Origin of the sequence: Neobacillus niacini, from assembly GCF_036961885.1 — a bacterium.
In the GTDB taxonomy this organism is placed as follows: domain Bacteria; phylum Bacillota; class Bacilli; order Bacillales; family Cytobacillaceae; genus Neobacillus; species Neobacillus niacini_H.
The window spans coordinates 82,333-103,639 of record NZ_JBALNQ010000060.1 but is presented as its reverse complement, the minus strand read 5'-3'; the positions used below and the strand labels follow the sequence as shown (position 1 = coordinate 103,639).

21 protein-coding genes are annotated in these 21,307 nt (G+C 35.4%); all 21 read right to left on the bottom strand.

Going from position 1 to position 21,307, the window contains the following annotated elements; all coding sequences use genetic code 11:
• Window positions 1-449: 449 nt before the first annotated feature.
• Window positions 450-1,232, bottom strand: a complete 783-nt coding sequence (locus V7124_RS22090; RefSeq protein WP_335493544.1) for an enoyl-CoA hydratase-related protein — start codon at window positions 1,230-1,232, stop codon at window positions 450-452.
• A 106-nt stretch (window positions 1,233-1,338) separates the two neighbouring features.
• Window positions 1,339-2,541, bottom strand: coding sequence for an acetyl-CoA C-acyltransferase (locus V7124_RS22085; protein WP_335493541.1), 1,203 nt, complete (start codon window positions 2,539-2,541; stop codon window positions 1,339-1,341).
• Window positions 2,538-3,413, bottom strand: a complete 876-nt coding sequence (locus V7124_RS22080) for a 3-hydroxyacyl-CoA dehydrogenase (RefSeq protein WP_335493539.1) — start codon at window positions 3,411-3,413, stop codon at window positions 2,538-2,540. The genes V7124_RS22085 and V7124_RS22080 overlap by 4 nt, the downstream gene beginning before the upstream one ends.
• A gap of 264 nt (window positions 3,414-3,677) precedes the next feature.
• Window positions 3,678-5,159: an NAD-dependent succinate-semialdehyde dehydrogenase gene (locus V7124_RS22075; RefSeq protein WP_335493537.1), complete on the bottom strand. Its 1,482-nt coding sequence runs from the start codon at window positions 5,157-5,159 to the stop codon at window positions 3,678-3,680.
• 54 nt (window positions 5,160-5,213) lie between these two features.
• Complete coding sequence (paaD, locus tag V7124_RS22070; RefSeq protein WP_335493535.1) at window positions 5,214-5,738, bottom strand: 1,2-phenylacetyl-CoA epoxidase subunit PaaD; 525 nt, start codon at window positions 5,736-5,738, stop codon at window positions 5,214-5,216.
• 19 nt (window positions 5,739-5,757) lie between these two features.
• Window positions 5,758-6,540, bottom strand: a complete 783-nt coding sequence (locus V7124_RS22065; protein WP_335493533.1) for a Phenylacetic acid catabolic protein — start codon at window positions 6,538-6,540, stop codon at window positions 5,758-5,760.
• A gap of 29 nt (window positions 6,541-6,569) precedes the next feature.
• Window positions 6,570-6,818 (bottom strand): hypothetical protein, encoded by a 249-nt coding sequence (locus tag V7124_RS22060; protein WP_335493531.1) that lies wholly within the window; start codon window positions 6,816-6,818, stop codon window positions 6,570-6,572.
• 24 nt (window positions 6,819-6,842) lie between these two features.
• Window positions 6,843-7,769 carry a Phenylacetic acid catabolic protein gene (locus V7124_RS22055; protein ID WP_335493529.1) on the bottom strand — a complete coding sequence of 309 codons (927 nt, stop codon included), beginning with the start codon at window positions 7,767-7,769 and terminating at the stop codon, window positions 6,843-6,845.
• Window positions 7,770-7,812: 43 nt separating this feature from the next.
• Window positions 7,813-8,979, bottom strand: a complete 1,167-nt coding sequence (locus tag V7124_RS22050; RefSeq protein WP_335493527.1) for a thiolase family protein — start codon at window positions 8,977-8,979, stop codon at window positions 7,813-7,815.
• A 29-nt stretch (window positions 8,980-9,008) separates the two neighbouring features.
• Window positions 9,009-9,599, bottom strand: coding sequence for a TetR/AcrR family transcriptional regulator (locus V7124_RS22045; protein ID WP_335493525.1), 591 nt, complete (start codon window positions 9,597-9,599; stop codon window positions 9,009-9,011).
• Between the two features lie 27 nt (window positions 9,600-9,626).
• On the bottom strand, window positions 9,627-10,076 hold the full coding sequence (locus tag V7124_RS22040; RefSeq protein WP_335493522.1) for a MaoC family dehydratase: 450 nt from the start codon (window positions 10,074-10,076) through the stop codon (window positions 9,627-9,629).
• Window positions 10,070-10,522, bottom strand: coding sequence for an acyl-CoA thioesterase (locus V7124_RS22035; protein ID WP_335493520.1), 453 nt, complete (start codon window positions 10,520-10,522; stop codon window positions 10,070-10,072). The genes V7124_RS22040 and V7124_RS22035 overlap by 7 nt, the downstream gene beginning before the upstream one ends.
• 159 nt (window positions 10,523-10,681) lie before the next feature.
• Complete coding sequence (locus tag V7124_RS22030; RefSeq protein WP_335493550.1) at window positions 10,682-11,911, bottom strand: ABC transporter substrate-binding protein; 1,230 nt, start codon at window positions 11,909-11,911, stop codon at window positions 10,682-10,684.
• 157 nt (window positions 11,912-12,068) lie between these two features.
• Window positions 12,069-13,121: a branched-chain amino acid ABC transporter permease gene (locus V7124_RS22025; RefSeq protein ID WP_335493517.1), complete on the bottom strand. Its 1,053-nt coding sequence runs from the start codon at window positions 13,119-13,121 to the stop codon at window positions 12,069-12,071.
• Between the two features lie 22 nt (window positions 13,122-13,143).
• The gene (locus V7124_RS22020) at window positions 13,144-14,016 is read right to left on the bottom strand and encodes a branched-chain amino acid ABC transporter permease (protein ID WP_335493515.1); all 873 of its coding nucleotides are present in this window, start codon (window positions 14,014-14,016) and stop codon (window positions 13,144-13,146) included.
• A complete protein-coding gene (locus V7124_RS22015) occupies window positions 14,016-15,920 on the bottom strand; it encodes an AMP-dependent synthetase/ligase (protein WP_335493513.1) in 1,905 nt (634 codons plus the stop codon). Before V7124_RS22015 ends, V7124_RS22020 begins: the two co-directional genes overlap by 1 nt.
• Window positions 15,904-16,728, bottom strand: coding sequence for an ABC transporter ATP-binding protein (locus tag V7124_RS22010; RefSeq protein ID WP_335493511.1), 825 nt, complete (start codon window positions 16,726-16,728; stop codon window positions 15,904-15,906). The genes V7124_RS22015 and V7124_RS22010 overlap by 17 nt, the downstream gene beginning before the upstream one ends.
• An 11-nt stretch (window positions 16,729-16,739) precedes the next feature.
• Entirely contained in the window at window positions 16,740-17,525 is a 786-nt protein-coding gene (locus tag V7124_RS22005; RefSeq protein WP_335493509.1) for an ABC transporter ATP-binding protein, read from the bottom strand.
• 74 nt (window positions 17,526-17,599) lie between these two features.
• Entirely contained in the window at window positions 17,600-18,748 is a 1,149-nt protein-coding gene (locus tag V7124_RS22000; RefSeq protein ID WP_335493507.1) for an acyl-CoA dehydrogenase family protein, read from the bottom strand.
• Window positions 18,749-18,782: 34 nt separating this feature from the next.
• Entirely contained in the window at window positions 18,783-19,559 is a 777-nt protein-coding gene (locus V7124_RS21995; RefSeq protein WP_335493505.1) for an enoyl-CoA hydratase/isomerase family protein, read from the bottom strand.
• 11 nt (window positions 19,560-19,570) lie between these two features.
• Window positions 19,571-21,118, bottom strand: coding sequence for a class I adenylate-forming enzyme family protein (locus V7124_RS21990; RefSeq protein ID WP_335493503.1), 1,548 nt, complete (start codon window positions 21,116-21,118; stop codon window positions 19,571-19,573).
• Window positions 21,119-21,307 lie beyond the last annotated feature (189 nt).

Sequence of the window (21,307 nt, the reverse complement as noted above, 5' to 3'; positions counted from 1 at the left end):
TTTTAGAAGTCGTTTGGAAAAGTTCTTGCGGGGCGTGACAGGCACCAAGATTTATTTATATATCTGAAAATGTTATACATGTATGTGTGGAATTCTATGGTGCCTGATCTGTTTTTCTTATTCAAAAAACCTAGCCACGTCATAACTACTTTCATTTTCGTGAACTTAACATTCTAGAAGCATTAGCAATTCTATGTGATTATCAAGTTTAAGATCATTAAATACCCTTGTTTCACTGATATTTCAAAGTGTAAAATTTCCTATGAAATTATGTGTAAATCTATATTTCTCCAAATGTACTCTTCCATATCTTAATGTTTGAATTAGCGAGTTTTTTCATCTTCTCATGAACAGAAATTTGATCATAATAAGAAAAGGCTATTCATTACTCTCGTTTAATCCCAATATTAATATCTATTTTGCTAAAAGGTATTCCAATAGGTATTAGGCTACTCTCCTTTAAAATTAGGTTTGCGTTTTTCATTAAATGCTTTGAGTGCCTCTAATCTGTCTTTGGTTGGAATAGTAATTTCATAAGCCTTGGATTCAATGGCTAAACCAGTCTGAATATCTGTGCTTAACCCATAGTTAATTGCATACTTTGCTTGTTTAAGAGCAATGGGTGCGTTATTAAGTATTTTTTTTGCTAAATCTTCACATTCTGACATTAATAGTTTTTTGTCGACAACTTTAGTTAAGATGCCCAGACAATAGGCTTCATCAGCACTAATTTTCTCAGCCGTAAAAATTAGTTTCTTAGCTTTTGTCTCTCCAATAAGTCTAGGTAAACGTTGGGTTCCTCCTGCACCTGGTATAATTCCCCATTGCACTTCAGTCAGCCCCATTCTCGCATCCTTCGCTGCAATCTTTAAATCACAAGCCAATATAAGCTCAAACCCTCCACCAAATGCATAGCCATTTACTGCAGCAATCGTTGGTTGAGGAAGATTGGCTATTTTATCAAAAACGCCACGAATTTTTTTGACATTCCTTCTTGTTTCACTAGCGGACAATGTTGTCCTTTCTTTTAAATCTGCTCCAGCACTAAAAGCCTTTTCTCCGGCCCCAGTGATTATTACAACACGTACTTCCGAACTGAATTGAATGTCCTCCAACTTTTCTTCCAAGGAAAGAAGCGTCGGATAATCAAATACATTCAAGACGTCTGGTCGGTTAATGGTTAAATATCCAATTTGATCTCGTACCTCAAACAACACTTTATTATTGTCCATGTCTCCCTCACCTAATGCTATTTTTAATGTCCTCTAACTTAATAGATTTTATGTTATAAAAATATTTCTTATATTCTAACCATTAAAAAAGATTAACATTCACATTTTAAGATTTATTTTCAACAATTACTGCGATCCCTTGACCAACGCCAATACACATGGTAGCCAGGCCGTACTTAATATTTTCTTTATTCATCTCGTGTATTAAGGTAGTTAAGATTCTGGCCCCACTTGCACCTAGTGGATGCCCTAAGGCGATAGCACCCCCGTTTACATTGACTTTTTCTAGATCTAATTCTAATTGGCGGATACATTCCAAAGACTGAGAAGCAAAAGCTTCGTTCAATTCTATTCGACCGATTTCATCCATAGAAAGGCAACTCCTGTTTAATGCTTTTCTTGTCGCAAAAATTGGTCCGAGACCCATAATAGAAGGTTCTAATCCTGCTGTAGCACCCACTACATATCTTGCTAGTGGTTTGAGTCCTAACTCATCTGCTTTGTCAGCACTCATGAGTAAAAGAGCAGAAGCACCGTCATTTACTCCAGATGCATTTCCCGCTGTTACAGTGCCCCCTTGAAAAATAGGCTTTAACTTGTTAAGGTTTTCTAAAGTACTATCAAGGCGTGGATGCTCATCTGTGTCTACAACTGTTTCGTTTCCTTTGTGATCACGAATCACGACTGGAATAATTTCATTGGCAAAACGATTTTCTTCAATAGCCTTCTTTGTTTTTAATTGGCTTTGTAATGCAAATTCATCTTGGGCTTCACGAGAGATTTGAAAACGTTCTGCAACATTTTCAGCTGTCTTTGGCATAGTTTCCGACCCATACATTTCTTCAAGTTTCTTATTCGTAAATCTCCACCCAATAGTTGTATCTTGAAGCTCCATTGATCCTCTAGGAAATTCTTTATCTGGTTTAGCCATTACATAAGGAGCACGGGTCATACTTTCCGTTCCTCCTGCTATGAAAATGTCCCCATCTCCTATTGTTATTGCTCTGGCTGCATATATCACAGCGTCCATACCTGAACCACATAGACGGTTAAGAGTTGTACCCCCCACTTCAACGGGTAGACCTGCAAGCAAAGCTGACATACGAGCTACATTACGGTTATCTTCCCCTGCTTGGTTTGCATTTCCAAATACTACTTCATCAATTTCCGATATAGGAACATTGGGATTTCTATCTAAGAGTGCCCTAATTACAATGGCGCCCAAATCATCAGGACGAACGGTTTTTAAAGCACCATTATACCTTCCTATTGGCGTTCGTACAGCGTCAACGATTACAACTTCTTTCATTTTTGAAGTACCTCCTCATTTTTTATTGTATAATCGTACACACCTTTTCCGGATTTACGACCAAGGCGGCCAGCACTGACGTATTGCTCTAATAATGGAGCAGGTCGATACTTCTCACCTAGCTTTTCATGTAGATATCGTAAATTATTTAATCGGGTATCTAATCCCACTAAGTCTCCTAGCTCAAATGGTCCCATCGGATAATTTAGTCCGAGCTTAATCGCTTTATCAATTTCTTGAGGTGTCCCCAATCCTTCTTGAAGCATATAGAATGCTTCATTACCAACGAGAGCACTAATTCTACTTGTTACAAATCCAGGGAATTCATTAATTACAACAATTTCTTTGCCCATTTTTTGTGCAACTTCTTTAATGACCTCTGTTGTTTCATCGCTTGTCTCTAAACCACGTATAATCTCAATTAGCGGCATTTTATGGACAGGATTAAAGAAATGCATGGCAATGGTTTTTTCAGGTCTCTTTCCATAAGAACCTATTTCCGTAGGGCTCATTGTAGATGTATTAGTAGCAAAAAAACAATGAGATGGTGCAGCTTCTTCAATTGCTTCATAAACCGCTCTTTTAATTTCCTCTTTTTCCGGCACTGCTTCAATAATTAAATCTGCTAGAGTTGCAGTTTCTTTTAAATTAGAGGAATATAGGATTCTATTTTTAGCATCTGTTGCTTCCACTTCTAACAATTTTCCATAACGAATTCCCTTTTTAAAAATTGTATTAATTTCTTTTTTTGCACTTTCTAATGCAACTGGATTAACATCTACCACTATAGTGCTAAAACCGCCAATAGCTGCTATGTAGGCTATGCCTCTACCCATTACTCCTGAGCCCACAACAACAATATTTTTAACCATTTAAACATCTCCTCCTTATTTTTTTAATTACAACCTGTTGAATTTTCAATGGTGATATTATGAATGGTTGTCGTGTCTTTAAAAAGAATACATAGCAAATAAATGAAATCCCCATCTTTATATAAAGGTGGGGGATTATTTAAGGACTTTTGTGTTATTATTTTTCACTTTTAATTTCGAATTCAATAAACAATGTACTTGATGAACAGTTAAATGACCAATGACCTGAAGACAGTATTTCTTAAATACGATAAATGTTTAAAATTATAATTGTATAGAAACAGTCACACTTTCAAGGAAATCATTAATGCCTTCCTGTCCACCTTCTCTACCCCAACCACTATTTTTTATACCTCCGAAAGGAGATTCAATATTAGCAGAAACAGCACCGTTAACACCTACATTTCCTACCTCAAGCTTTTCTGACATACGCAATACTCGTGTAATGTCTTGCGAATATACAAAAGCCATTAAACCATAAGGGGTAGCTGTTGCTCGTTTAATTACTTCTTCCTCATCCTTGAAAGTCAAAAATGTTCCAATAGGGCCGAAGGTTTCTTCTTTGCAAATATCCATTTCTTCATTTGCATTCTTAATCAATGTAGGCCGATAATAGTAACCTTCAGATAAGTCTACCTCGGTAACAACATCTCCGCACACATAAGCTTCGGCCCCTTTCTGTATAGCATCGTTGACTAACCTATCAACTTTTTCAACAGCACGTTGGTTAATTAAGGGGCCAATATTTGACTCTTTATGGTGACCAGGCCCTACTTTAAGGGTGTTGATTTTTTGGATAAAGCGATCAAAAAATTCATCAGCAATTGATTCATGTACATAAATTCTATTTGGTGAACCGCAGATTTGCCCTGCATTTCGAAACTTAGCATAAACGAGTGAATCCAAGATTTTTTCTTGGTCTATATCCGGAAATATAATGCATGGGGAGTTACCTCCTAATTCCATATGTGTTTGCTTCAAATTGCTAGCTGCTTTAACAGCCAAATGTCTTCCCACATGTGTTGAACCTGTAAATGTAATTTTCCGGACTGCAGGATGTTCACAAAAAACATTACCAATTTCTTCAGCATTACCAGTAATAATATTTATAACACCGTCTGGAAATCCCGCTTTTTCAACTAAACGAGCTAATATTAACGCAGTTAGAGGTGTTTCTGGTGCCGGTTTAGCTACATACGTACAACCTGCAGCTAGTGAGGCAGCCAATTTTCTAGCTATAATTCCAAAAGGAAAATTAAATGGGCAAATAGATGCTACAACTCCAACAGGTTGTTTTATTACAAATATACGCTTATCTCTATCCGCTGGAGGAATGACCGTACCATAAACACGTTTCGCCTCCTCCGTATACCAACTTACATAAGCAATTGCCGACCTAACTTCACCCATAGCCTCCTGCAAGGTTTTTCCACTTTCGGCCGATAATAAAGATGCGATTGGATCCAACTCTTTTCGTAACAAATTAGCTAGTTTATATAAATATTTAGAACGTTCTCTTCCACTCTTAGCCGACCAAATTGGGAATGCTTTAGATGCAGAATCAACAGCTAGTTCTGCCTCAGCTGTTCCACCAAGTGGCACATAACCAATTATATCTTTTGTTGCTGGGTCATATACTGGATCCCATTCATTAGATTCGGCTGTTACCCACTTACCATTTACAAACATATTTAAATGATTATCTTCGCTGATTAATTCTTCCCATAAAAATTTCTGTTTTATCATATTTATCCTCCAAACAAGAAGTTTAATCAAATCTAAAAATTCAGTAAACTTTATTTAAATAACAAGGTTTTTAAATATTTTCTTATTACTGGTTATTGCTAACGTTTTATTTTTTAGATGTTTCATTTTTTCGAAAGGATTTTTACATGTCTTGCAATAGTAAATTTCCCGACAAAGTGTTGTTCCAAAAACCGTCTCTTGAACTGCATGAACTGAATTACAATATGGACAGTTCACATGATTGTTCAATGCAACAGCAATCCCAAATTCCTGGAGTTTTGTAACACCTTTTTTGCTTATCAACTCAGCACCCCAGTCACCATTAAAGTCCCAATCTACATACACATTCATATTTGTATGTATCTTCTCAATGGTTTTTTTAACCAAATCTTCAATATACTCTAACGCGGGACAACCCGAAAAGGTGGGAATGAGCCGAATATGAATGGTTTTATTTGAAACCGAAATATCTTTGACAATTCCTAAGTCTATAATACTAATCGGCAATTCGGGGTCATCTACTGACTCTAATAATTCATAAACGCTGTTTTTCCTCACTTCAGCCGAGATCAACTCCACCATCATCCACTCCTTTCAATTATCCCCAAACGAACTCGGGGTTTTCTCTGTATACAGTGGTTAGCTCATTGTACAATTCTGAAAAGCCTTCAGAGTGTATTCCGTTACGCCCTCCTTTTTGCACCAATTTAGCGATCATTTGTTCTTCAGAATATGGAATTTCTACATTAAGGAGAAATAAGATATCCTTTATTTTTTGTAAAGATTGTGATAAAAGATCTTCCGGCTTTAAAGTGACATCCAAATATTTTTCCGAAATTTCTTTGTATAACGTACCAGAGAAAAAGTCAGAAAGAAGAGGATAAATTTCATCGACTGTCTCTTGAATCTTCATTCTTCCATATTTATCTTCTGAAATAATCAGTGCCCACTCTGTCCAATGCTCAAGGTGTATAGATTCTTCCCTCCTCATTATATTTGAAATATTGTCAATTATAGGTAATGCCAGCTTTTCGCTAAACTTTAATCTTTCATGATCGACTACATCATAGAATAATTGTTTGATTATGAACTTTACCCAATCATATTCATACCAGTATTCAGCTAAACGAGAGACATTCAATTCCTCAGGCGGCCTTTCATACATCAACTTATCCATCTCTTTTTCTGATTTTGATTCTATAATTGAACGTAGCAACATGCGACAGTGACCCATCTCGTCCTGTGAAATGGAACCTATAGCAATATTTTCTTCCAGATCAGGTCCATAATCGTATACTTTTTTCGCCATTAAATGCCCTACCCAAAATTCATCTTCAGCCCATTCGAGTAAAAATTGCTTAATTAGAGGGTCTATATTCATCCCTTTTCCTCCTTTAATATATTATTAGGTTAGAATGTTACTGATGGTTGCCGGTATGTTTTTTCTTTAGCTAAACTCAAGTACTCGGAATCCTCAATCGTATGAAAGTGTTGTCTTTCAACAACAGTTAATTTATAGCAATTTTCACGCCGTGCAAAAATTTCGCGTGCACAGTGTAAAGCTAGTTTTTCATTCGGTGCACGTACACTTCCTACATGTACTGGATTTCTCTCAGCTTGTTCATGTCTTATCACTTCATAAATATTGAATTCATTCATGGTTACATCCTCCCTTTCTATGTTCTATACAATATTTTTCTTTTTTTTGGCCAATTCCCTTATCCAGCGTGAGGATTCGTAACTTTTTTCAACTTTCTTACGCCAATATTCAGAACATGGGCCATTCCCCTTTAGGACATGTTTGACTTCTTCCCAATTTGGCATGGTGTAACTCCAATAAGCGGTTTCCTTATCTTTTAACAATTGAGGATCATTAATTTGATATCCAAGTGATTTAACTAATGGAACAATTTTATTTAACCAATTGTCACGTATCGTATCATTAAAATCTACCTTCACTCTCATTTTCATTGCATGATTTTTAGGTTTGTCACGATCTGATGGTCCAAAATAAGCTAACATTCTTGGAAACCATAAATCTATCGAAGATTGAATGGCATCTTTTTGCTTCTTTGTTCCGTTTTTTGATATATGTTCAATCATATTAATCGCTAGATTATAATGAAATGCTTCTTCTTTCATAATTTTACGCAACGACCTATGATATGGAAGATAACTAGTATTGACTAAAGACTGAAATTGAACAATGGCTGCTGTGTTTTGTAACAACATTCCGGAAACCATTTCTTCAAAAGATTTGAAATCATAATGAAATATATTTAATAATTTATTTTCTCCACTGATATACCCTTCAACAATTTCTTCCCTTGATAATCCAATATCTTCACAAGAACGAATAAGGATATGCGCATGACCCATTTCATCTTGGGACTTTGCTGTATACATCATTTTTCGGATAATTGATGGATTTTTAGGAATCCACTCTGAAAATATCATCCCACCGACAATTTCAGCCAGACCTTGAAATCCCATTACACGCCTAACTTCAATTTTATATTCCTCTGGCATCCAATCTGTAGCATCAACTTTGCCGCCGTTTGTTACATATTCAAAAAACTCTTGCGTTCTTTCTTTGAGATGTATAGTCACCTTATATTCCTCCTCGAAAAATTTTAATTAATATTAATTAAAATCACACTTTAAAAATATGGATACCGACAGCTGCAGAATCTTCACCAATTCGCCCACCTGAATTATGTGTTAACCCAACCTTAGCGTTTTGAACCTGTCGTTCTCCTGCATCTCCACGCAACTGCCAAACAATCTCACATATTTGTGCCACACCCGTGGCTCCGCTTGGATTCCCTTTGGATACCAATCCACCACTGGTATTAATTGGTATCTTACCTCCTAATGTTGTATCACTATTTTCTATCAATCTAATTCCTTCTCCTTGTTTAGCAAATCCAAGTGATTCATATAGAAAAAGTTCGGCTGGAGAAGTGGCATCATGAACCTCAGCCAAGTCAACATCACTAGGATCAACTCCTGCCACAAAATAGGCCTTCTGAATTGCTAGATCAACAGCACTGTTTCCATTTTCCGTATCGGACGAACCTGATCGTATTACTGAAGCTGCAATACTTACTGCTTTGTTTAAATTTTTTCGATTTGAAACAGAACGATTAGATAACACAATTGCCGCAGATCCATCTCCTATTGGAGAGCACATGAGCCGAGTCAATGGATCAGCTACTTTAGGAGAAGCTAGTATTTCCTCTATATCCAAACGCTCTCTGTATTGTGCTAATGGATTTAAGGAAGCATGAAATCGGTTCTTACTAGCAATTTTGGCTAGATGCATCGGTTCAGCCCCATATAGTTCCATATACTGTTTTGCTCTTTTTGCATAAGATTCCAAGAACACGCTGCTTTTTTGTTCTCCCTGAATCTTTTCTACATCTGTTGCCGCGGCTAAAGCAAGTAACGTTTTCTTCCTATCTACATGGTAGAGCTTCTCCGTACCTACAACCAATACTGTATTATACTGACCTAATTCAACTGCCATACTTGCTAAATTAAAAGCAGTTGATCCACTTGCACAAGCATTTTCAATATTGTAAATGGGTATCCCAGACAGTCCCGATCCCCACAAACTAACCTGTCCCCTGATACACTCCTGCCCTGTAATAAATCCAGCCATCGAATTAGCAAAAAATATCGCTTCAATTTCTTTTTTTTCTACGTCTGCATCTTTCAATGCTTGTTCAACGGATAGATGAGTCAAGTTCCTTATCGTTAATTCAGGGTATCTGCTAAATTTTGTCATACCTACACCGATTATTGATACTCTTTTCATAATCCAACTCCTTGTTATATCGTTTCTCTTTATCGTCTCAGTCCGTCTGTTATCATTCGATAAAATATATCTGCTATTCTGTCAATATCTATCTTTTCGTTCGGATCATACCATTTATAAATCCAACTACATGCCCCCAAAATTCCATTGACGACAATAACAGAGTCTAATTCGATAAAATCTCCACTCTCTACACCTTGCTTATAAATATCTTGAATGAGTTTAACAAATTTCTTTTCTTGCTCAGTTATATGGATAAAGTGTTCATCAGTAAGATGGTGTTTTTCTTGAAAAAATACCGTAAATATATCCATATTTTTTGAAACCAAGAATATATATTCCTTTATGGCTTTTTTCAATTTCTCCCCTGGACTATTTGATTCTTTAACAATTCGATCCAAAGCGTTTAAACCTAGGTCCATTGTTTTTTGATAAATAAAAAATAAAATTTCTTGTTTGTTTTTCACATGATAATATAAAGCTGGTGCAGTTATTTTTAATTCTTCTACTACGTCTTTTAAAGTAGCATTTTTATAGCCTTTTTCGCGAAAAATTTTCGCGGCGTGTTCTATAATTTCAAAACGTCTAGAGATTTTTTTACTTTCTTCAGCTTTTGCCATTTAATTACACTTCTCCATCTGTAGTTTTTACTTTATTTTCACCAAAACAACAGCAGAAGCTTCAACCACTTTTTCTTCATGTTGGTTAATACAATACCCTTTTAAATGAACAAAGCCTGCCTGAAGCTTTTCTTTAAAAGTTAAGTTATCAATAATCCATCTTGTTTGGATCGTGTCGTTGGCATAAACTGGATTTGTAAATTTCCCTTGAATATCTGTATTAGCCACTGCAGATCCTGAAAAAAAGTTTCCTAATGCGCTTGCCATTACTCCTAAAGTAAAGGGACCAGGAAAAATACGCTGTTTAAATTTTGTCTGGTCTACGAATAATTGATTAACATGCACGGGATTAAAATCACCTAACAAGGCACTTCCTAAAACTAGATGTGTTTCAGTTAAAGTAATTGTTGAAGTAAACTCATCTCCAATATTTAGATCATCAAAAAACTTTCCTTTAACTACATTCACCATTACCATTGATTGTTCACCTCTTTTTGGATTTGTGAAAACTTCGTATATAGATCTTCGGGTATTCTAGTTGATTTAAAATTATTAATATTTATAAATCTGTGGTCTGTTTTGCCACTCACCAATTTACTATCATTTCCCTCTTTGTAAATCTCAAAATGAATACTAAAGCCTTTTTCGGATAAGTCATGCAATTGAATTTTAACCACTAGTTGATCTTCCAATCTAGCAGGTTGATAGTAATGACATTGGCTAAATACTATTGGAGTACCAATATTATATTCCTCACATAGAATTTTGTTAGATAAACCAAATTGTCTTAGCATATGAGCCTCTGCTTTTTCTGCATATGTGTAATATCTACCAAAATATACTACTCTAGCATAGTCAACGTCGTCGAAATCAACTACAAAATGAAAGTCCATATAAATTTTCCTCATTTCAACTGAATTCATTTTAATTGACACTAATAACTTAAGTTACAGGGTTATCTGTAATTCTCTCTTTCGGAATGACAAAACAGTAAAAATTCAATATTATGAATCAAAGAGACAACTTTATTTAATCACACCCTCCTTAGAACATTTGCTAAGGTAGGGTGTTTTTACCAAGGTTTATTTACCAATTTTATTGATGTCTTTAATCTCAGGTGCTTTTGGTTCCGATACTTGTGTCCATTTTTTTTCAGGAATATTGCTTTCGAATACTCTTGTTTCTGTAATTCCATAATGTTTCTCAGGAGTAAAGGTTATATTAGTCATTAACCCCTTCATATCAATATTTGACATATTTTCTGCTTGTGTTACAAAACTTTTCGGTGTAATGTCGTCTCCAACATCTTTAAATATTTCAACTAAAGTAATAGCATTCGCCAACCCAAACATCATATTATTATTTAACAATTCTCCTGGAGCATACTTGGCAACAATTCCTTTGATTTCATCCAATGCCGGATCGTCTAACGGGGCAAAATAGTCAACCAATAAATACCCTTTACCAGTTTTACCGGCAATATCAAAGAAAGGGTCACCACGAGATGGTCCTGGTCCTATTACTACTGGTTCATATCCAATTTTATTTGCTTCTTTCATAAATTGACCCGCAGTTGTATAAATTCCAGCTACAAATACCTGCTCTGCTCCTTTACGTTGGAGATTTGCAACTTGTGAACTAATATCTTCAGCTCCCCTAGGAAAAGCTTCTTCAGCCAAAATTTCTACACCTAGTGCTTTTGCCTCTTCTTTTGCACCGTTTAAGAAATCTATACCAAAGTCATCGTCTTGGTACAACACACCGATCTGTGGTTTAGAAATATCCAATTCTTTTACAATATAATTAATTACTCTACTTCCCTGCAAACTATATGGAACAGCTGAGCTAAAAATCATAGGACGATGTGGAATATGATTAACTGATGAAAAACCTAAACTAAATGTCGGTACTTGATTTTCATCGATGAAGTCATAGGCCCCAGCAAACGCTGCTGACCCCTGGATACCTGCCAACGCAAAAACCTTGTCGTTAAACACAAGTTTATTAATAGCTGTTGCAGTAGTAGCAGGATTGGCTCCATTGTCCTCAGTAAAAAGCTTGATTTGTCGGCCATTTATCCCGCCATTATCATTTATATAATCAAAGTAGGTCTTAATCCCCACTTTCATTTGTGTACCCGCAGCTTGATATGGTCCCGTTAAATCTACTAATAATCCAATATTAATGGCTTCATCAGATATTCCTCGAGCTTCGTTATTGCTAGATTCAGTGGCTGTTTTGTTTCCGCCCCCTGAACATGCTGACAAGACAACAAGCATTATTGTTACGGTTATTATCAATAAACGTTTCACCAAGTTATCACTCCTTACTTTTTGGTATAAAAATTGTCCCCTACTAACCTTTTGGTTTCATTTTTAAGTAAAATAATAAAACATTACCCAATCACCACCACCTCTCATTAGTTTCTTATTAATCAAGTATCAAACTCTATAAACCGGAATATTCAGTCTATTTTGAGTGCCTATATGGGAAAGCATTCATTTTTTCTTTGATATTTTGCCATATTCCATATAATCCTTTTGGTTCATACATCAGAAACAATATGATAATTAGCCCATATACACTTTGACTCAATAATGCAAAAATTGACGTTAATTGAGGAATCAAATCGTTAAAGAAATTTACTCCCATACGTAAAGCTTCTGGAAGTATGGAAATAAACAAAGCACCAATAACTGCCCCAGGTATAGTGCCCATCCCACCAGCAATAAGCATTGCTAAATATCCAATCGACATTTCAATACCAAAGTGATCAGGACTTATAAACCCTACCAAATAGGCAAACAGACAACCTGCAATACCAGCATAAAAAGATGAGATTCCAAAAGCTAAAACTTTGTATTTTATCAGATTTATCCCCATTGTTGTTGCTGCTACATCACTATCCCTAATAGCGACAAGAGCTCTTCCCAACTTACTACGAAACTTTATATTGGAAGCAAAAATCATTAATACAATTATGAAGGGAATAATTAGATAATAAAACTCTATCTGTGTGTTGATTACCCAAGAACCTATTACAGGTTTAGCGATGCTCATTCCATTATGCCCACCAGTAAAATTGGAAAGTTTTGCAATTACATATAATATAATAAAGTGGAAAACAAAAGTAGATACTGCTAAATAAAGTCCCTCAAGTCTTAAAGCTGGCAACCCTACAATGAGTCCAAATAACATTGTAATAATTGCAGTTAAAAAGAACACAAAAATAAAGGAAAATCCATAACTTGATAAAATCGCCGCCACATAGGCACCAATAGCTACAAACGCACCATGTCCTATTGAAATTAACCCAGTCAATCCAGTTAAAATATTTAATCCTAAAGCACCTATAACAGCAATCAAAGCAAAGTTTAATGTGTTTAACCAATAATTTCCTATAAGAAGAGGCAATACTAGTGAAAAAATAATCCCCATAGTCGTGAATAACTTTCGATTTACTGTATTAAGTATGGTTATTTCTTGCTTATAGTTAATATGGTAGTGTCCACTTCTAGCCAAATTTCCACCTCCTCGTAATACATCAAACTCTTTTGACTTCCACTGTGCCGTATAATCCATGTGGTTTAACCATTAAAACGATAAATAAAACAATAAATGCTGCTATTTCTTTAATATCTCCACCGATAAATCCTCCTGCAAAAGATTCGATCAAACCGATTGATACTCCACCAACAATCGATCCTTTTATACTATCTATTCCACCTAGAAAAATTGCAGGAAGTGCCTTTAAACCAACTAAATAAATGCTAGGTGTAACATAATTAATTTGACTATAAAAAATCCCACCAATTCCTGCTACTAGTGCAGCAATAAGCCATGAAATCATAAGAATAGAGGTAACGCTAATTCCCATTGCCTGTGCAACTTCTTTGTTTTCGGCCGATGCTCTCATAGCAAGACCTATTTTTGAATAACGAAAAAAAATAGTAATTGCAACAATTAATATTGTAGCGATTAGAATAGTCCACAACTCTAATTCATATAGAGAGGCAGAGCCTATTTTTATCGTTCCGTCACCGAATAGAGAGGGAATTCTTGTTTCTCTTAAACCAAACACAATTCCACTTAATCCTCGTAGAAAACTAGCAATTCCAATAGTAACCATAATTGAGGAAAGGACAGACTCTTCAAGAAACCTTTGCATAACGATCCGGTTTAAGAGATAGCCAAGCATAACCATACAAAGTAACGTCATCAGTAATGCTATTCCAATATTCCACTTAATATCAACTAAAAAGAAGAGAGCGATGTAAGCACCTATCATTACCAGTTCACCCTGGGCCATATTAATGATTTTGGAAGCTTTATAGATGACTACAAACCCAAGTGCCACTAATGCATAAATACAGCCCACCGACAAACCACTTACAACTAATTGAAGAAAATATCCCATTACAATACCCCTTCTTTTTCAGTGTACATGCTTTCAATTAAATCCTTATATTTCTCTTCAATGGTTTCACGTTTAATGATGTGAATACTTGTTAATTCTTCGTCACTTTGAACTAGCTCTTTATCGAATAATTTAAACTTTTTAACTGTTACCTCAAAAGGCAATAAATCGTTAATTGTTTTGATCTCTCGTTGAATCAGTGTAATCACTTTTTCATTCTGAGACATATTTTTAAATGTCGTATACGGTATTCGATTTTTTTGCATCCAATATCCTACATTCTCTACGTCAACTTCAATTAATGCTGTAAGGTACTTGCGATTTCTCCCTATTAAAATTGCTTCTTTAATATAGGGACTAATTTTTAGTTTGTTCTCTATTTCTTGTGGAGAGACTCTAGTCCCTTCCGAATTAATAAAGATATCCTTCTTTCTGCCTACTAAGTAAAGATGCCCTGACTCACCAAATCTTCCGATATCACCTGTATGCAGCCAACCATCAACAACAGATAAGGCCGAAGTTGCAAAATCCTTGTAGTATCCGGCAAAAACATTTTTACCTCTAACTAGCACTTCACCTTCATTATTTAATTTAATCTCAACTCCAGATACCTTTTTCCCGACTGTTCCAAACAAAAAGTCATTTCCTTGATTGATAGTGACGAGTCCCGAACTTTCCGATTGCCCGTATCCTTCTCTTATTTCTAACCCTAACAAATGATAAAACTTTATAATCTCAGGGTCCATTGATCCAAAACCATTTAAACATACCCGTACTCGACGAAGGCCAAAATGATCTAACAATGGTCTAAAAACCAGAAAGTGAAAAAATCGATATTGCAAATTGAGACCAAAATTGATATGAACACCCGAGTTTTTTCTATGAATATATTTCAAACCAACCTTAATGGCTTGTTTATAAATAACACGTGCCCAAAACGTAGTTTCTTTCATCTTCATTAAATGATTTGAATAGATTTTTTCCCAAATGCGGGGAACTGCCAAGAATAACGTCGGGGCAATTTCATTAAGATTTTTTTCTACGGTTTCTATACTTTCTGCAAAATTCACTATCCCTCCAATATAAAGAGGAATATATAGTGCTAATATTCTTTCAAGGATATGAGGCAAGGGGAGATACGAAACAACTGTATCGCCTTCGTACATCTGACTTACAGAATTCAATTGCTTAACCGATGTTAGTATATTATTTTGATTAATCATAGCCCCCTTGGGAGGACCTGTACTTCCAGATGTATAAACAATCATGGATACATCATGTTCTTCAATAGTTAACAAATTTTCCAAATATTCATCAGGATGTAGCTTTGCATAGTTTTTTCCTATTTCTTGGATGTCGCGAAATGTAGTAATTTTATCGCTTAGATAATGTCGAATTCCTTTAACATTGATTACAATAATCTTTTCTAGATTAGGTAAGACCGATTCACATTCTAAGACTCTATCTAGTTGCTCTTGATCTGATACTACACATACTTTTGCATCTGAATGGGATAGGATAAAGTGCAATTCAGACTCCGTGCTGCCGGGATAAATCCCAACACTTATTCCGCCTATATGCTGTGTCGCTAAATCAGCATAAATCCATTCGGGGCAATTATCACCTAAAATAGCTAGTTTATCACCCTTTATGAACCCTGTAGCTTTTAATCCAGATGCAAATAGCTCAACATGCTCGTAATACTCATTCCAATTTGTTTCCTTCCATTTCCCTAACACCTTGTGTCGAATAGCTGGTTTATCCCCTAATTTTAATACTTGATTTACAAAAATTATTGGAAAGGTGTTATTAAGAGAAAGTTTTCCCTTATATTTGTCATTAATCTGAGGGGAGGCTCCATTTACGGATAAACACCTTTCTCTGCTGCTAGCTAATGATCTCATTGATTTCAGCCTCCCTCTGCCCAGAATCAAATTTTGAATTGGATATGCTTCCCAAATAAGCTCTTATAACATTTGGATTTTCTTGAATTTCTTCTGGTTCTCCCTCGGCAACCTTTTCACCAAAATCTATAACGGTAACTTGGTCTGCTAGATCCATGACAAAACTCATATCATGTTCAATCAGTATCATAGTAGTTCCAAGTGTCATCCGAACTTCATTTATAAATCGGGCCATATCCTCCTTTTCGTCAACATTCATTCCAGCAATCGGTTCATCTAGTAACAAAAGTTCTGGTTCTCCTGCTAAAGCACGGCCAAGATCTACTCGTTTTTGTATTCCATAAGGAAGGCTGCCAACAGCCTTCATTCTATAATTCTCTAATTCTAAAAATTCAACAATTTCCTCTACCTTTTCCCTATGTTCAATTTCCTGTTTCATAGATTTACCTACATAAAATGCTGATGCCAAAACACCTGACTTTATTAAACGATGTCTCCCGAGGAGTAAATTATCAATAACTGTCATATTTTTAAACAACTCAATATTTTGAAATAATCTGCCAATCCCTAACTCTGCAATTTGATGTGGCTTTTTTCGACGAAAAGATTGATTTTGGAAATAAATATCACCCGATTGAAACTTGTACAGTCCACTAATACAGTTAAGCAAGCTGCTTTTACCTGCACCGTTTGGTCCTATAACCGCGTGCAATTCCCCTCTTCTTACAACCATATTTATATTTCGCAATACATGTAGACCACGAAAAGACAAATTAAGGTTTTGGATTTGCAGTTGAATTTTAGACACGTGAATCCTCCTCACGATAACCATCGTTTCTTTCTTTTATAAGATTTAATATTTTGGAAGCTTTTTCTTTTAGCATCTTTACCTAATCCAAGGTAAAACTCTTTTATATTGTCGTTTTCTAACAAATTAATCCCGGTGTCTTCAAAAACAATTTGTCCATTTTCCAATATATATCCGTAATCAGCAATGTTTAAAGCAACATTTGCATTTTGTTCTACCAGGAAAATAGTGGTATTGTTTTCCAAATTTATTCGTTTGATAATTTCAAATATCCTTTCCACGAGTAACGGTGCCAATCCCAATGAAGGCTCATCAAGAATCAACAATCTTGGTTTGGCCATAAGGGCTCTACCAATAGCTAACATTTGTTGTTCCCCACCACTTAAATAGCCAGCCAATGATTTCCTTCTTTCTCTAAGTACAGGAAAATAGTCATAAATAAATTCCATATCTTCAGATGAGTATTTTTTAGTAAAGCCACCAATTTTGAGGTTTTCTTCAACTGTAAGCTCCTTAAATATTCCTCTTCCCTCAGGGACGATACTAATACCACTTTTTACAATGCTCTCTGGACGTTGATGATGAATTTCCTTTCCATCGAATATCACACTTCCCATTTCAACTTTTCCATTAACAGCCTTCAAAAGACCAGTAATAGTCCTTAATGCAGTTGTTTTTCCTGCTCCGTTATTACCAAGAAGGGCAACAATTTTTCCCTCTGGTACCGAAAGCGAGATCCCATTTAAGGCAAGAATGACGTCGTTGTAATAGACCTTTATGTTATTTATAGTTAACAATCAAACACCCCCTCGAATGATAACTTTGGAAAACCAGAAAAATTTTAATGAACGTTAATTAAATTTGAGGGAACTTAACGCATTTTTAACTGCGAAAAAATAATATTCTTTTGAATTTCCGTTGTTCCACCTGCAATTTCCCAAAATTTCGCATCCCTCCAAGCACGTTGAACATCGAATTCCATCATATACCCATTTCCTCCGAAGATTTGCATCCCTTTGTTGGCCACAAATGTCAATGTTTCAGAACTATAATATTTCGCCATACTCGTCTCTTTAATCGCCAGTTCACCTTTATCACGCAATTCTGCTGCATGATACGTTAACAATCGGGAAGCATTGATTTTTGTCTGCATTTCTGCCAAATAATGTTGGATAACTTGGAATTCAGAAATACTCTGATCAAATTGCTGTCGTTGCTTTGAATATAGTAAAGCATCATCTAATACTTTTTGAGCATACCCAACCGTTACTGCAGCTCCTACAATCCGTTCATCTCCAAACGTACTCATTAAATGATAGAATCCATTTCCCAATGTACCTAATATATTCTCTGCTGGAACGACTACATCCGTAAAAAAGACTTCATTCGTCCATACAGCTTTCATTCCAAGTTTATCTAATTTAATTACTTCGATACCGGGAGATTTTTTATCCACTAAAAACATGGTTAAGCCTCTATTTTTTGTAGCACTGGATTCTGTTTTTGCAAGTACCAATAAATAATCCGCTACATGAGCCCCCGTTGAAAACACCTTGCTGCCATTAAGAATATACTCATTGTTTCCATTTGGCTTTGCAGTTGTTTTAATATTTGCTATATCTGATCCTGCATTAGGCTCAGTTACGGATAACGCAAACTTTATCCTACCTTTATTAAGTTCAGGAATATATTTTTCTTTTTGCCTTTCTGTTCCATAAGAAAGGATTGATTTTCCGCCAAATACTACACACATAATATAAGCAGTCGCAACAACAGGAGCATGATACGAAAGTTCTTCCATAATAACGGTTAAATCTTTCATTGTTCCTTCCATGCCACCGTACTTTGTAGGAAATGGAACACCTAGGAATCCCATTTCCGCCAAATCACGCATTTCTTTTTCTGGAAACTCCTCATGAACGTCTAATTCTCTGATGCGTTCAATAGGTATATTTTTTTTGCAATATTTTTTTAACGTTGCTATTAATAATTTTTGGTCATCATTAAGCAATAAACTCATTTGAACCTCCTATATATCTTGAAATATTATATTTTTACCGACCAACAAAGTTTGCTTTGCGTTTTTCTTTAAATGCTTGGATGCCCTCTTTGAAGTCTTCTGTCCCAAATAAAAATGTAGTAGCATCTATTAAATATTGCTCATTTACGCCACCTAAATCTTTATCAATCCCTTGTTTAATCAATTCTAAAGAAAATGGTGCTTTTTCGGCCAGTGTGTTACCCCATTCTAACGCTTTAGATAGTAGATCCTCTGGATCAACAATACAATTTACTAGACCCATTTCCTCTGCTTCCATAGCAGTAAAACGAGTCCCTAACAGTAATAACTCCTTTGTTTTTCGCCTTCCAACAATATTCATTAATCGTGAAATAGCATATGGGGGTATAATACCGAGCTCTCCCTCAGGAAATCCAAATTTAGCTCTAGACGATGAAATGACCAGATCACAGAATAAAGTCAACTCCAAACCGCCACCAAGTGTAACCCCATTAACTGCAGCAATAACAGGTTTCGGAAATTGCTCGATCTCACGAAAAACCTCCAATTGTTTTTTTAGATATTTCCGAGCTAATTCAAAATTGCCAATGGGAAAGTTTTTTATGTCTGCACCCGCAATAAAAAACTTATTTGTCCCCGTAATGATAACTGCTTTTACTTTATTGTTATCTTTTAATTGGTTAAAGGATTTTAGTAAACCCTCATTAATTTCTTCACTTAAAGCGTTTGCATTTTCTGGTGACTGAATCGTTAACAAGGCAATATTTTCACCCACAAATTCGCAAAGAACCTTTCCGCTTCCAAACTCCATTTTTTTCACCTCTATATCACTGAGTTATTATGACCTTCCCAGTATTTTTTTCTCAATGCCACTTTATTGATTTTCCCTGAGTCATTTCGTGGAAGAACATCTATAAACTTAACTTTTGAAGGTTTCTTGTAACTAGCAATTTGTTTTTTACAGAAATCTATAATTTCGTCTTCTGTCACTACAAAACCAGGTTTAAGGACCACTAATGCTAGGACGGATTCCCCCCATATTTTTTCAGGAATGCCGACGACTGAAGCTTCATACACGGCAGGATGTGTATATAAAGTTTCCTCTATTTCTCTCGGATAGATGTTAAAACCTCCGCTAATAATCATGTCTTTTTTACGATCAACAATATAGATAAACCTATCATGATCGAATTTACCGATATCCCCCGTATAGAACCATCCGTCTTTTACTGCTTCTTGAGTCTGCTCAAAATTAAAATAATTCTTCATTACATTATCGCCTTTAACGATAATTTCTCCGGGTTCACCTATTTCGACCTCTTCACCGTTCTCATTAACAATTTTTATACTTGTATTGAGAATTTCGCGTCCACAGGAGGCCAAACGTTCAGTCCATTCTTCTGTCCCATTTAAAATATGTTCATCTTTTCTTAAAATTGTAGTAATACTAGCCGTTTCGGTCGAACCATAAAATTGACAAAAAATTGCTCCGAATCGCTTTAATGCTTTTTTCAAAATTTCAACCGGCATTGGTGCTGCAGCGTATAAGATCATCTCCAAACTAGATGTGTCATATTGCTCAATCTGATTGGATTCTAAAAGCATCGTTATCATTGATGGCACAAGAAAAGCATGTGTAATTTTATATTTTTCAACTAATTCTAAAACAGTATTAACTTCAAATTTAGAAACAACAACTCGCATTCCTCTTAGAATCGCGGCCATATGAGGAACGCAGACAATATGATGATATGGCATAACAGCCAAGTAACTTCCATTTGGATTATGAATAGCTTCGATTACAAAATTCATAGCACTCGTTAAAAGATTTTTATGACTCAGCGGAACCCCCTTTGGAATTCCAGTCGTTCCACTTGTATAAAGTAACAATGCGATATCCTCGATACTCATTTTAATATTAGGCTTTTGATCACATGAATTCTCCAAAAGTGATTCGTACAGGTAATCGCAGATACCACCATTAATTGAAATCGTATATTTCAAAGCAGGGACATCAATGTTGTTTAATAGCCTGGTAATTTCACTACTTGTAACTATTACTTTTGTATTTGAATCGTTCAAAATATATTTGATTTCCTGTTCTCTTAACCGTTCATTGATGTTAACCATAACCATTCCCGCCATTGTAATACCATAAATCAATTCAGCAGAAACATAGGAATTACTTAATATCATGGCAACTCTATCTCCAGGCTGTAGCCCCATATCAAGTAATGCATTTGCAAAGCGTTTACTCCTCTTAAAAAGTTGAGAATATGTGATTTTTTTTGAATGTGAATCGTCAATAATAGCATGCTTATCTGGTATTAACCTTGCTTGTTTTTCCACAATACTTGAAACAAGTTCCAAAATTTCCCCTCCTAATTCATAATGAATATTATTTTAGTAAAGAGTAACATCGATGTTTCTTCATAAACCTAGTACTATATTAGATACAGTTGGATTGACTATGAATACCCTTACATTATCTGCGAGCGAAAGTTAATTATTTTCCGATATTTACAAAAATATGTAAATATCGGATTTAACTTAAATAAT